Consider the following 12,615-nt stretch of genomic DNA (forward strand, 5'->3'; position numbering starts at 1 on the left):
TGGTCACGGGCCCGTCGTTCGATACGTTCGAGCGGCGGGCCCGTCGTCGTGCCGGGTCCGGTGACCCTTCGACGTATCGGAGTTGCCCCGTGCCCAGCAAGAAGGCCCTTGTCCGTCGCCCGAGCCCGCGTCTCGCCGAAGGGCTGGTGACGCATGTCGAACGGCAGCCGGTCGACGTGGAGTTGGCGCTCGCCCAGTGGGCGGAGTACGGGGCGGCGCTGCGTGCCCACGGGTGGGAGACCGTGGAGACACCTCCGGCCGACGACTGCCCGGACGGGGTGTTCGTCGAGGACACGGTGGTGGTGTTCCGGAACGTCGCGCTGATCGGGCGGTCGGGGGCAGCGTCGCGGAGGCCGGAGACGCCTGCCGTGGAGGAGGTGCTGGCGGAGCGGCTCGGGTGCTCGGTGAACCGGGTGCGCGAGCCCGGGACGCTGGACGGCGGTGACGTGCTCAAGGTCGGCGACACCGTGTACGTGGGGCGAGGGGGGCGCACCAACGCGGAGGGGGTGCGCCAGCTTCGGGCCGCGTTCGAACCGCTCGGGGCGCGGGTGGTGGCGGTGCCCGTGAGCCGGGTGCTGCACCTGAAGTCGGCGGTGACCGCGCTGCCGGACGGGACGGTGGTGGGGTACGAGCCACTGGTGGACAGCGTGACGGCCTTTCCCCGGTTCCTGGCCGTACCGGAGGAGGCCGGAGCGCATGTGGTCGTGCTCGACGGGAACTCGGTGCTGATGGCGGCGAGCGCCCCCAAGTCGGCCGAACTGTTCGCGGACCTCGGCTTCACACCCGTACCGGTGGACATCAGCGAGTTCGAAAAGCTGGAGGGATGCGTGACATGCCTCTCGGTCCGACTGCGTGACCTGCATACATAACGGTGCGTAGCAGGACGGAACGGACGGGGACTTGGCTCAGCGCTCACGCCACGCTTAACCTACGGTCTCGTAACCTACGAAGCCGTAGGTAACCGCCTTCGTCCCCACCCCCCTGGAGTACCCGTGACGATCACCTCTCCCCACCTCGGCAGCTCGGAGGCGTGGACCGACGCCAAGCTGCTGTTCGCGCTGGAAGAGGTGGTGGAAAAGGAACTCAACCGCCACCTGAAGGTCACCAAGGACTGGATGCCCCACGAGTACGTCCCGTGGAGCGACGGCCGGAACTTCCCCGGGTTCTTCGAGGACGGGGAGAAGTGGGAGCCCGAGCAGTCCAAGGTCACCGAGATCGGCAAGATCGCCCTCGTGGTGAACCTGCTGACCGAGGACAACCTGCCCAGCTACCACCACGAGATCGCGTCCCTCTTCGGCCGCGACGGCGCCTGGGGCACCTGGGTGCACCGCTGGACCGCCGAGGAGGGGCGCCACGGCATCGTCATGCGTGACTACCTGCTCGCCTCGCGGGCGGTGGACCCGGACAAGCTGGAGCAGTTCCGGATGGCGCACATGAGCGAGGGCTTCGAGTCGGACAACCGGCACTCGATGCTGCACTCGGTGGCGTACGTGGCCTTCCAGGAGCTGGCCACCCGGATCTCGCACCGGAACACCGGGCACCAGTCCGGGGACCCGGTGTGCGACCGGATGCTGGCGCGGATCGCCACCGACGAGAACCTGCACATGGTCTTCTACCGGAACCTGCTCGGGGCCGCCTTCCAGCTCGCGCCGGACCTGACCATGCAGGCCGTGCGGGACGTCGTGGTCAACTTCCGGATGCCGGGGCACGGGATGCCCGGGTTCGAGCGGGCGGCGGCGCAGATGGCGATCGGTGGGGTGTACAACATCCGCATCCACCACGACGACGTGATCCAGCCGGTGCTGCGGTTCCTGAAGGTGCTGGACATCGACGGGCTCGGGGCGGAGGGGCTGAAGGCCCAGGAGGAGCTCGGCCTCTACATGGGCGGACTGGACTCCGAGGCCAAGAAGTTCGACGAGAAGCTCGCGGCCCGCCTGGCCCGCCGGTCCGCCCGAGGCCTCTGACCCGACCGGGGCCCTCCCGACGCCCGACCGCTGCCAGCGCCCCCTTGCCCCCCCCGCGCCCCCTTGGGGCTCCCCCCGAGCCCCCTTGGGCGGCGGGGCCGCCCCCCGGGGGCGGAACGGGCGGGCAAGGGGGCGGCCCCTCCCGCTCCGGGCCCACCCGGGTGCCGCCCCCTGGCCCAGCACCTGTACCGGGCGCACGTAACGATCCGGTTCCCCGAGGTGGGCCGCACCCCATTCCGCGCACCCTCCCGCCGGCGCCGCGACGACCGCCAGACCTCTCCCGTACGGACCGCATCCCTCCAGTTCACCGAGGACCGGCCGCAGCCCCCAAGGGGGTCAAGTCCTGTGCGAACAGGGCCAGTTGACGCAGACGTCACGGGTGCGGAAGCGGTTCCAGGACGGCGAGAAGCCGGTCGGTCCGATTCCGTACGGTGGGAGACTTGGGGCAATTGTCCCCGCCGGGAGCGATGCGGCCCACCGCATGGGTGGGGCGGGAGGGGGGATCTCCTCGCAGGAGCACCGCACGCGCCACGTAATCTGTTCGAGTGAAACCTCTCACCCGTCTAGTCCTCATCGGCGCCCCGGTCGCCATCGTCGCCACCGCGGCCTTCGGCGGCGCTCCCAAGGGGGACGACCCCATCTACGTCGACCCCTGGTCGACCGAGACGACCGCCGACGACCCGAAGCCCGACGAGGCGAAGAAGCCGAAGACCGACCAGGAGGTGATAGCCAAGCTGCCTCCGGGTCTCGCCGACCCCGTCCTCAAGGACCGGGCCGCGCAGATCATCTCCACCGCGGAGAACTCGACGACGCACTGGCAGGGCCAGTACGCGAACATCCGCGACGTCAAGGACGGCAACGGCTACACGGCCGGTGTCATCGGCTTCACCTCCGGCACGCACGACATGCTGCAGCTGATCCAGGACTACACCAAGACGCACCCGAACAACCCGCTCGCCTCCTACATCCCCGCGCTCGTGGAGGTCGACGGGACCGCCTCGCACGAGGGCCTGGACCCCGGCTTCACCAAGGCGTGGAAGCAGGCGGCGAAGGAGAACGACTTCATCAAGGCGCAGGACGCGGCCCGCGACAAGTACTACTTCAAGCCTGCGGTCGACCTCGCGAAGATGGACGGTCTGGGCACGCTCGGCCAGTTCATCTACTACGACGCGATGGTCCTGCACGGCCCCGGTGTCGACAAGCGCGGCTTCTACGGCATCCGGGACTCGGCGCGCGCGAAGGTCAAGACGCCGTCCGAGCTGGGCGGCAAGGACGACAAGGCCTCGAAGCTGAAGGCGGAGAAGGCGTACCTCAACGCGTTCCTCGACGAGACGCGCGAGGTGCTGCGGACGAAGAAGACGCTGAACGACACGTCCCGCATCGACACCGCCCAGCGGGTGTTCCTGAAGGACGGAAACATGGACCTGAAGCTGCCGCTGAAGTGGAAGATGTACGAAGAGGACTTCAGCATCAACCAGTGACGTCCAGGCAGTGACGTCCGGGCAGTGGCATCGGCGGCAGGGGGCGGTCGTGTTCGGGGCTCGCAACGGCGGTTTCGAGCTGGAGTTCCTGGTGTCCCTGGCCGAGCCCGGACACCGGGAGCCGATCGCACGACGGGTCGAGGAGCAGCTGCGCGACAACCCGTTCGAACCCCGGCCGTCCTGGTGCACCTGGACGGACCTGCGGTCGTCCGCCTGGATGTGGACGCTCCAGGAGGACGACCCCGAGCTGAACGCGATCGTCTACGCGTCGGGCCCGCGGGGTGTGCTGCGCGACGAGATCAGGCGCGGGCTGCCCTTCGGGACGGCGCGCGGCCCGCTGCCCGTCGCGGACGAGGTGCGGCAGGACCGGGAGGTCCGGCCGGAGGAGGTCCGCTTCGACGACCCGGCCGCACTGGAGGCCGCCCTGCGGGCCGTGACCACGATGAAGGCGGGGAAGAGGATCGCGTGCCGGGTCGGCCGTGCGGACTGGGGCACGGTCGTGCGGGCCGACCGGAACGAGCCGCTGCCCGGGTACGCCCGGTGGGCACTGGCGCGGCGCCCCGACTGTCCGGACTGGGCACGGGCCGGTTTCCACACCGTCCCCGGCTTCACCCGGCGGATGCGGCGGGCCGGAATCTTCGACAGCCCTCTCGACCTGCTGCTCCACGGGCGGTGGGGGCAGACCGCGCTGACCGTCCTGCACCAGGGCGTCGTGCACTTCCCCTCCCGCTCGGAGGCCAGGGCTCCGCTGCGGCAGCTGGTGCGCGAGCGGCTCGGCACGGACCCGAACGCCTGGGCCTGGACGGCCTATCTGGTGCCGCGGTGGACCGGGACGGTGCCGGAGCTCTTCGACGCGGTGCACAAGGGGGTCAACGGGCGGTGAGCCCGCCGGGCCCGGCCGCTCACCAGTCCGCCGCCCGGTAGTCCTTGAGGAACACCCCCGACACCGGCTCCCCCGCCTCCCCGCGCACGATCGGGTCGTACACGCGGGCCGCCCCGTCCACGATGTCCAGCGGGGTGCGAAAGCCCCGGGCGGCGGTGCGGGCCTTGACCGGCGCGGGGTTCTCGTCGGTGATCCAGCCCGTGTCGACGCTGCACATGTGCACGCCCTGGAGGCTGAGTTCCTGCGCACTGGTGCGGGTGAGCATGTTGAGGGCGGCCTTGGCCATGTTGGTGTGCGGGTGGCCGCCGGTCTTCTTGCGTACGGCGAACCTCCCTTCCACGGCGGTCACGTTGACGACGTACCGGCGCGGCTGCGGCGAGGCCAGCAGCAGCGGCAGCAGCCGGTCGCAGAGCAGGGCGGGCGCGAGGGCGTTGACGAGCTGGGTCTCCAGGAGTTCCGCCGGGTCGAGGCCGCCGAGCCGGGCGGACCAGGAGTTCGCGGGCGACACGTCGGGCAGCAGCCCCGCCTCGTCCGTCTCCGTCGGCAGTACGAGGGCCAACGCGCCCCGTGCCGGGGAGAGTTCAGCCGCCATCGGGGTGAAGCCGGGGGCCCGCAGGGTGGGCCCGGCACTCAGCGCGCCGCGCTCGCCCTCGATGAGCGGGGCGTACGAGGAGGGCGGGCGGCGGATCGTCTGGGCGGCGTTGTTGACGAGGATGTCCAGCGGTTCACCCCGCTCCTTCAACTGCTCGCACAGGCCGAGGACTTGGCGCGGGTCGCGCAGGTCGACGGCGGCGACGGTGAGCCGGTCGAGCCACTGCGCGCTGCCCTCGGCGGCCCGGAAGCGGCGCCATGTGTCGTGCGGGAAGCGGGAGGTGACGGTCAGTTCGGCGCCGTCGCGGAGCATCATCAGGGCGAGCTGGAAGCCGATCTTGACCCGGCCGCCGGTGAGCAGGACGCGGCGGCCGGAGAGGTCGGTGGTCAGGGCGCGGCGGGCGGTGTTGTCCGCCGCGCAGTCCGGGCACAGCGCGTGGTAGAAGGCGTCGACCTGCCGGTACGACTGCTTGCAGACGTAGCAGCGGCGCGGCCGCACGAAGTCGCCGGGCGAGGCCTTCTCGGGCAGGGCCAGCGGCGCGTCCTCCCGGCGGTCGGCCGCACCGGTCACGGCGCGGGCGATCACGGCGGCGTCGGCCTGCCGGGCGAGCTCCTTGCGCACCTTGCGCCGCCGGTGCCGCCCCTCGCGGACGAACGTCCCGGCGACGCGCTCGGTGCGCAGCCGGACCGGGTCGTCGGCGGGCAGGGTGCGCAGGCGGGCGATCGTACGGTCGAAGGCGGCGATCTCCGCCTCGGACAGCACGACGGCCGCCTGCGCGGACGGCGACGCGTCGACGCTCCCGGACCGCGACCCGACCTCACCCCCGGACGGCGACACGCCGACGCTCTCGGACAGCGAAACGACCTCACCCCCGGGCAGCGGCCCGACCTCACCCCCGGGCAGCGACACGGCGACACCTCCGGGCGGCGAGACGGCCTCGCTTTCGGACGACGCACCGGACGACGGCCCCGGGCCTGTCCGGCCCACCGCCCCGGACGGCGGCGTGTCGCCCCGTACCGGCCGCTGCATCGGCGGCGCGTCGCCCGGTACCGGCCGCCGCATCGGCCCCCCGGGCACCTCCGTCAACTCGCTGTCGCTGTGCGTGCGCATACGTACCCCCGTGCCCCGTGCCTGCTTATGGCTCCCCCGTGCGGGTGTTCTCCCCTCGCATGGTGCCCGTACGACGTGGGCGACGTCACCCGAGTTACCCCGCTGCCCGCGCGGACGCGTGGGGCGGCGGCCCCGGCCGGATTCGAACCGGCGTGTCTCACCTGTCAGATGAGCGCGCCTGCCTCTGCGCTACGGGACCGCCCGGCCCACCGGTCGGCCGGATTCGAACCGGCGTGTCTCATCTGCGGATGAGTGCGCCTGCCTCTGCGCTACGTTCCCGAGGGGCCGGGGCGATCCTAACGGGCGTCCTCGCGCAGCAGTTCGGCGGCCTTCTCCGCGAGGGCGACGGTCGGCGCGTGGGTGTGCCCGCGCGTGATCTGCGGCATCACGGACGCGTCGACCACCCGCAGCCCCTCCACCCCCCTGACCCGCAGTCGAGGGTCGGTGACCGACCCCGCGTCGCGGCCCATCCGGCAGGTGCCGGTGGGGTGGTAGAGGGTCTCCAGCGAGCCGCGCAGGGCGGCGGTCAGGGCGGCGTCGTCGACGACGCCCGGGTAGAGGCCCGTGGGGCCGCTGGTGTACGGGGCCAGGGCGCGCCCGGCGAAGAGGCTCTCCGCGCGCCGCACCCCGGCGACGAGTCGGCGCAGGTCGGAGCCGTCGGGGTCGGTGAGGTAGCCGGGGTCGATGCGCGGCGGGGCGTCCGGGTCGGGGCCGGTGAGGGTGATGCGGCCGGTGCTGGCGGGCTGGAGGAGGACGACGCCGATGGTGAGCCCGTGTTCGGTGGGCGGGGTGAGCCCGTGTCCGACGAACGGCACCGGGGCGAAGATCAGTTCCAGGTCGGGGGTGTCGAGTTCGGGGCCGCTGCGCACGAAGGCGATGGCCTCGGCGACGTTGGAGGTGAGCGGTCCGCGCCCGGCGAGCAGATAGCGGGCCAGGTTGGCGGGGGTGTCGGCGCCGGTGAGGGTGATCGGGTCGGGGCAGCGCAGGGTGACGGCGGTAGAGAGGTGGTCCTGGAGGTGGCGGCCCACCCCGGGCGAGGCGACGCGGGGTGCGATGCCGAGGGCGCGCAGTTCGTCGGCGTCGCCGATGCCGGAGTGCAGCAGGAGGTGCGGGGAGCCGATCGCCCCGGCGCTGAGGACGACTTCGCGGCGGGCGGTGAGCAGGCCGGGCACGCCGTCGGCCTCGACACCGACGACCCGGTCGGTGCCGGGTGCGAAGCGCAGCCGTCGTACCCGGGCGCCGGTGAAGACGTCGAGGTTGGGGCGGCGGCGGGCGGGCCGCAGGTAGCCGTCGGCGGCGCTCCAGCGGCTGCCGCGCCGCTGGTTGAGCGGGGTGACGGCGAAGCCGCTGTGGTCGGGGCCGTTGAGCTCGGGCAGTTCCCGCAGTCCGTCCTCGCGGCAGGCGTCGAGGAACGCGGCGGTCAGCGGGCTGGGGTCGCGGGGCGGCGAGATGAAGAGCGGGCCCTCGGTGCCGTACACGGTGCGGGCGGGGGTGGGGCCGGTCCACCGCTCGGCGCGCCGGAAGTACCGTACGAACGCGTCGTACCCCCACTCGTGCCCGGCCGCCTCGCCCCAGACGTCGTAGTCGTCGCGGTGGCCGCGCACCCACATCATGGCGTTCATGGACGAGCTGCCGCCGAGCATGTGCCCGCGCGGCCAGTACAACTCCCGCCCGTCCAGGGCCTCTTGCTTGGTGGTGCTGAAGTCCCAGTCGTACGGGGTCTTGAACAGCTTGGGGAAGGCCGCGGGTATCCGGATCTCCGGCTTGGCGCGGCGGTCGGGGCCGCCGGACTCGATGAGCGCGACCCGCACGGAGGGGTCCTCGGAGAGCCGGGCGGCGAGCACGCAGCCCGCCGATCCGGCGCCGACGACGAGATAGTCGTACCGGTGCGCGGCGCCCGGCCTCTGCGCGGTGGGTTGCTTGCGGCGACTCAACACGACTCCCTGGTAAGGCGGTTGCGGACTCGTGGACCTCACGAGTGCGGCATGGACGTGCCGGTGCCCCAGCATGACCGCCCGCGCGCCGTGTTACCAGTGGGTACTAGCGGGTTTCCCGGGCGCGGCGCAGCGAATACCGCTCCTTCTCGGAGAGCCCGCCCCAGACGCCGAAGCGCTCGTCGTGGGTGAGGGCGTAGTCCAGGCAGGCGGCACGCATGTCGCAGGCGCCACAGAGCTGCTTGGCCTCGCGGGTGGAGCTGCCGGGCTCGGGGAAGAAGAACTCGGGCCCGGTCTGGGCACACAGGGCGCTCTCCTGCCAGGAGAGCGCGTCGGCGGCGGGGAGGATGGCGTTGATCGGCATGCCGCACACGCTGCCCGCTTCCGATCAACATTCGATCAACGCTTGATCAATGCATCGTCAGTGCCTGATCAGGGCCCACCGCCGAACCCCATTGCACCGGCCCCGGGTGTCGTGGAGGATTCCCCCATGACCGTGCTGACCGTAACCCGAAAGGCCGATGCCGCGTAGGCATCGCAGGCGCGCGCGTGTCCGCGCCCACGCTCCGTCGACCCACGTTCCGTCGTTCGGCGTCCAGACGCTGAGTCTGCGTCTCCTCGTCCGCCCGCCCGAGGACCCTTCGCGCACCCTGCCTGTTCGGCCCCGGCGCCCCACTGTGGCCGACCGCCGAACCCCGCCGCACCGACATCGCCTGCGGCCACCGCTGTGTGCCGGAGTGCTGCGGCCTCCCGGTCCGCATCTCGACGCCGGAGCCCGGCTACGTCGACTGGCAGGCACGCCTGCGCCCCGACATGCACGGGCCGCCCGTGGCTCCGTACCACTTCCGCTTCGAGCGCGAGCAGTACCTGTACGTCCTGGAGTCGGCCCGCGACGACCACGCGTGGGAATGCCCGACGCGCACCGTCATGCGCCTGATCCGCGCCCGCGTCGAGACCGAACGCCCCTTCGCCGCACGGGGCTGAACCGGGTACCGCTACTGGTGGCGCAGCGACTCGCTCAGCGTCCGCTGCGTCTTTCCCGACCGCCGCCACCTCGACCTCACCCTCCCTCCGACCGACGCACCACCCCCCGAACAGGCCGCCGCCTTCCTGCGTACCCTCCTGGAGTCCCACCCGTGCCCGACGTCCCGCCCGTGAGAACACTCCGCCCCGCCACCACCCGTCTACTCCCGTACGCCCGGCTCCCCCGCCGGTACAAGGGCCGACGGATCGTCACCAGCACGGTCGACGTGTGGGGTCGGGCGCACTGGCTGCTGGCCCCCGCCGACAACGACCCGCCCATGGCACACCACGAGTCGCTCGTCGTCACCGTCGCCGACGGCACGGCCCGGGAGACCCACCTCGCCACACCGTCGCGGCGCTCCGCCAGGCTGGACGCGCTGCCGCACGGCGGCTTCGTGCTCGCCGACGCACGGTGCGCGCCGGGCGAGGAGAACGCCCAGGTCTTCGACGCGCTCGGCCGCCGCGCGGGGAGCTTCCCCGTGGGCGACGGCATCGAGCACCTGCTCGCCGACGAGGCGGGCGACGTGTGGGTGGGCTACTTCGACGAGGGGATCTACGGCGACGATCCGCTCTCCGCCGCGGGCCTGCGCCGGTTCAGCAGCACCGGGGAGCCGGTGTGGGAGTACGAGGGCGGTGCCGGGCGGGAGTGGATCTCCGCGTGTTACGCCCTGAACGTCCACGACCGTACGGCCTGGACCTGCCCCTACACGGGCTTCGCACTCTTCGACGTACGGAACGACGCCTTGGGGGCGCCGCGTCCCGCCCCGGTGCACGGCGCGAGGGGTGTCGCCGTGCACGGCGACCGGGTCGCCTTCTTCGGCGGCTACCTCGGCGCCGCCGACAACCTGCTGCTGTGCACACTCGACCCCGAGGCCGTCGAACCCCTGCGCGAGACCCGCCTGATCCACCAGGACGGCGGCCCGCTCGGGCGGCGCCGGGTGGTCTGCCGGGGCGCGCGGCTGTACGTGCAGGCCGGGCGCGGCGGGCAGTGGGGAGTGGTGGATCTCGCGCGGTGAGACGGGTTCGGAGGGGGTGTTCGGTGGGGAGGGAAGGGACGTCCGACGCCGACTGCCGCGAGGAGTAACCCACATGACCGACTTCGCAGTGATCGGCGGCGGGATCGCCGGACTGGCGACGGGGCTGCTGCTGGCCCGTCGGGGGCACGGCGTCACGCTCTTCGAGCAGGACTCCCGGGCGCCCGGCGGCGATCTCGACGCCGACTTCTTCGACTGGTCGCGTCCCAGGACCGTCCCGCAGGCGGTGCAGCCGCACACGCTGCTGGGTGCGGCCCGTTCCGTACTCATGGCGGAACTCCCGGATGTTTATGAGGAGTTGTTGCGTCGGGGGGCGTCCGAGTACCGCGAGATGAGTGTGTACGAGGGGGGCGTCGAGCCCGTTCCCGGCGACGCCGAGCTGGTGCTGCTCCAGCCCCGGCGCATCCTGCTGGAGACCGTGCTGTACGACGCGCTGCGCGCGGAGGCGCGGGCGGAGCTGCGGTTCGGGGAGCCGGTGACGGGGCTGGCCTTCGACGGAGTCGACGCGGGGGGTGTGCCCCGGGTCTGCGGGGTCCGGACGGGCGCCGGCGTGTACCCGGCTGACGTGGTCGTCGACTCGGCGGGGCGCCGGGGCGGTACGGCCGACTGGTTGGTCGAGGGGGGCGGGCGTGCGCCGGTGGTGGAGCGGCATCCCACCGGGGTCGTGTACTACTGCCGCTGGTACCGGCTCGCGGAGGGCGAGGTGCAGGGGGCTCCCGTGGTGGAGGGCGGCACGTTCGGGGGGTGTGCGGTCTTCCCGGCCGACAACAGGGTGTTCGGGGTCGCCCTGTTCCTGCACGCGGGTGATCCGACGCGGGCGGCACTGATGGACCCGGAGGTCTTCGAGGCGGCGGCCCGGACGTACACGTCCGGGGCCCAGTGGCTGGCCGTCGACGCCACGCCGCTCTCGGGGGTGCTGCCGCTGGCCGGTCTGGAGAACCGCTGGACCTCGCTGGTGGACGACGAAGGCCCGGTCGTCGCGGGGCTGTTGAACGTCGGCGACAGTCTGACGCACACCAACCCGACCATGGCGCAGGGCATTTCGCTGGCCCTGTGGTCGGCCCGGTGGGTGGCCGAGCACGTCGCGGACCAGGACCCTTCGCGCGCGGACTTCACCGCCGCCCACCACGCGTGGGCGCTGGAGACGCTCCGCCCGTGGTTCGACGTGCAGGTCCAGACGGACGAGGCGGTCGGCCGGCGCTACGCCGAGCGTGTGCCCGGTCCCCCGACGGGCTTCGCCCGCCAGCGGGCGGCGATGGTGGCCTGCGCCCTCACCGACCCGGTGGTGGGCCGGGCCCGGATGCGGGTGCGCCACCTGCGGGAGCTGCCCGCGACGGCGTACGGGGACGAGGAGGTACGGAGTCACGTGGCCGCGTGGCTGGCGGCGCACCCGGACTGGGAGCCGAAGGCCGAGGGCCCGGCGCGAGAGGAGTGGGAGAAGGTGGTGGGGGCGGGGCCGCGGTAGGCGGTCCGGGGCGGATCAGGCGCCGGGGCCGAGGACCTCCGTGAGGTCGTAGCTCACGGGCTCCTCCAGCTGCTCGTACGTGCAGCCGAGCGCCTCCCGGTCCGGCCGCCACCGCCGGAACTGCACCGTGTGCCGGAACCGTGTCCCCTGCATGTGGTCGTACGCCACCTCGCAGACCCGCGAGGGGTCCAGGGCGACCCAGGACTGGTCCTTCCCGCCGTTCCACCGGTTCTGGCTGCCCGGCAGCCGGTTCGCCTCGTGCGCGGACTGGTCCTCCCACGCCGCCCACGGATGCCGCGCCCCCGGTGCGAGCCGCAACGGTTCCAGTTCCTCGACCAGTTCCGCCCGCCGCTTCGCCGTGAACGCGGAGGCCGCGCCCACGTGCTGGAGCGTCCCGCCGTCGTCGTACAGGCCCAGCAGCAGCGACCCCACCCCCAGGCCCGGCGTCTTGTGCAGCCGGTACCCGGCCACCACGCAGTCCACCGTCCGCTCATGTTTGATCTTGTACATGAGGCGGGCGTCCGGCCGGTAGGGAAGGGTGAGCGGTTTCGCGACGATCCCGTCCAGGCCCGCCCCCTCGAACCGCTCGAACCACACCTGCGCCGTCTCCACGTCCGTGGTCGCGGGCGCCAGGTGTACGGGTGGTGCCGCCCCCTCCAGCACCTCCGTCAGAGCCTTGCGGCGCTGCTCCAGCGGTACGTCGAAGAGCGCCAGGTCCTCCAGGGCGAGCAGGTCGAAGGCGACGAAGCTGGCGGGGGTGCGTTCGGCCAGGAGGGTGATGCGGGAGTCGGCAGGGTGGATGCGGTCGGAGAGCCGCTCGAAGTCGAGCCGCCCGTCCTGCGCGACGACGATCTCGCCGTCGACGACGCAGCGCGCCGGGAGGTTGGCCAGCAGGCCCACGACCAGCTCCGGGAAGTAGCGGGTCAGGGGCTTTCCCGTACGGCTGCCGATAACCAGGGCGTCACCGTCGCGGTGCACGATCGCCCGGAAGCCGTCCCACTTGGCCTCGTACTGCATGCCGGGCGGGATCTTCTTGACCGCCTTGGCCAGCATCGGCTTGACCGGTGGCATGACCGGCAGGTTCATTCCGTTCACCGTGTGCGCGGGATTGTCGGCATTGGGGCCCATG

The 12,615-nt window shown here is 72.5% G+C and carries 11 protein-coding genes and 2 tRNA genes; 7 read left to right on the plus strand and 6 right to left on the minus strand.

Features of this window, described 5'->3' with window-relative positions; genetic code table 11:
- The first annotated feature begins 89 nt into the window (after nucleotides 1–89).
- The 4 genes from ddaH to ACIO3O_RS27240 all read left to right on the plus strand — a co-directional run bounded on the left by ddaH (nucleotide 90) and on the right by ACIO3O_RS27240 (nucleotide 4,328).
- Nucleotides 90–869: a dimethylargininase gene (gene ddaH / locus ACIO3O_RS27225; protein WP_401750175.1), complete on the plus strand. Its 780-nt coding sequence runs from the start codon at nucleotides 90–92 to the stop codon at nucleotides 867–869.
- A gap of 123 nt (nucleotides 870–992) precedes the next feature.
- A complete protein-coding gene (locus ACIO3O_RS27230) occupies nucleotides 993–1,964 on the plus strand; it encodes an acyl-ACP desaturase (protein WP_401750177.1) in 972 nt (323 codons plus the stop codon).
- A 545-nt stretch (nucleotides 1,965–2,509) separates the two neighbouring features.
- A complete protein-coding gene (locus ACIO3O_RS27235; RefSeq protein ID WP_401750178.1) occupies nucleotides 2,510–3,445 on the plus strand; it encodes a chitosanase in 936 nt (311 codons plus the stop codon).
- A 49-nt stretch (nucleotides 3,446–3,494) separates the two neighbouring features.
- Nucleotides 3,495–4,328, plus strand: coding sequence for a hypothetical protein (locus ACIO3O_RS27240; RefSeq protein ID WP_401750180.1), 834 nt, complete (start codon nucleotides 3,495–3,497; stop codon nucleotides 4,326–4,328).
- 19 nt (nucleotides 4,329–4,347) lie between these two features.
- Here ACIO3O_RS27240 and ACIO3O_RS27245 read toward each other — a convergent pair whose 3' ends face one another.
- The 5 genes from ACIO3O_RS27245 to ACIO3O_RS27265 all read right to left on the minus strand — a co-directional run bounded on the left by ACIO3O_RS27245 (nucleotide 4,348) and on the right by ACIO3O_RS27265 (nucleotide 8,328).
- Nucleotides 4,348–5,682 (minus strand): SDR family NAD(P)-dependent oxidoreductase, encoded by a 1,335-nt coding sequence (locus tag ACIO3O_RS27245; protein WP_401750401.1) that lies wholly within the window; start codon nucleotides 5,680–5,682, stop codon nucleotides 4,348–4,350.
- A 475-nt stretch (nucleotides 5,683–6,157) separates the two neighbouring features.
- Nucleotides 6,158–6,229 (minus strand) — tRNA-Val (locus ACIO3O_RS27250).
- A gap of 11 nt (nucleotides 6,230–6,240) precedes the next feature.
- Nucleotides 6,241–6,309: transfer RNA gene (locus ACIO3O_RS27255), tRNA-OTHER, on the minus strand.
- 17 nt (nucleotides 6,310–6,326) lie between these two features.
- Nucleotides 6,327–7,964, minus strand: a complete 1,638-nt coding sequence (locus ACIO3O_RS27260; protein ID WP_401750182.1) for a GMC family oxidoreductase — start codon at nucleotides 7,962–7,964, stop codon at nucleotides 6,327–6,329.
- Between the two features lie 106 nt (nucleotides 7,965–8,070).
- On the minus strand, nucleotides 8,071–8,328 hold the full coding sequence (locus ACIO3O_RS27265) for a WhiB family transcriptional regulator (protein WP_401750184.1): 258 nt from the start codon (nucleotides 8,326–8,328) through the stop codon (nucleotides 8,071–8,073).
- Between the two features lie 365 nt (nucleotides 8,329–8,693).
- Between ACIO3O_RS27265 and ACIO3O_RS27270 the strand changes: the two genes are divergently transcribed.
- The 3 genes from ACIO3O_RS27270 (at nucleotide 8,694) to ACIO3O_RS27280 (ending at nucleotide 11,486) form a co-directional block, all read left to right on the plus strand.
- Nucleotides 8,694–8,948 (plus strand): hypothetical protein, encoded by a 255-nt coding sequence (locus tag ACIO3O_RS27270; RefSeq protein WP_401750185.1) that lies wholly within the window; start codon nucleotides 8,694–8,696, stop codon nucleotides 8,946–8,948.
- Between the two features lie 170 nt (nucleotides 8,949–9,118).
- A complete protein-coding gene (locus ACIO3O_RS27275) occupies nucleotides 9,119–10,003 on the plus strand; it encodes a hypothetical protein (protein WP_401750187.1) in 885 nt (294 codons plus the stop codon).
- A gap of 73 nt (nucleotides 10,004–10,076) precedes the next feature.
- A complete protein-coding gene (locus tag ACIO3O_RS27280) occupies nucleotides 10,077–11,486 on the plus strand; it encodes an NAD(P)/FAD-dependent oxidoreductase (RefSeq protein WP_401750189.1) in 1,410 nt (469 codons plus the stop codon).
- Between the two features lie 15 nt (nucleotides 11,487–11,501).
- Here the strand turns inward: ACIO3O_RS27280 and ACIO3O_RS27285 are convergent, their stop codons facing one another.
- On the minus strand, nucleotides 11,502–12,572 hold the full coding sequence (locus tag ACIO3O_RS27285; RefSeq protein WP_401750190.1) for an ATP-dependent DNA ligase: 1,071 nt from the start codon (nucleotides 12,570–12,572) through the stop codon (nucleotides 11,502–11,504).
- Nucleotides 12,573–12,615: the final 43 nt, after the last annotated feature.

The organism is Streptomyces sp. NPDC087440 (assembly GCF_044744005.1).
GTDB lineage: Bacteria > Actinomycetota > Actinomycetes > Streptomycetales > Streptomycetaceae > Streptomyces.

Coding starts and splice junctions, on each gene's coding strand:
- ACIO3O_RS27265 (WP_401750184.1), bottom strand. CDS start 8,328: ATGCCGATCAACGCCATCCTCCCCGCCGCCGACGCGCTCTCCTGGCAG.
- ACIO3O_RS27280 (WP_401750189.1), top strand. CDS start 10,077: ATGACCGACTTCGCAGTGATCGGCGGCGGGATCGCCGGACTGGCGACG.
- ACIO3O_RS27285 (WP_401750190.1), bottom strand. CDS start 12,572: ATGAACCTGCCGGTCATGCCACCGGTCAAGCCGATGCTGGCCAAGGCG.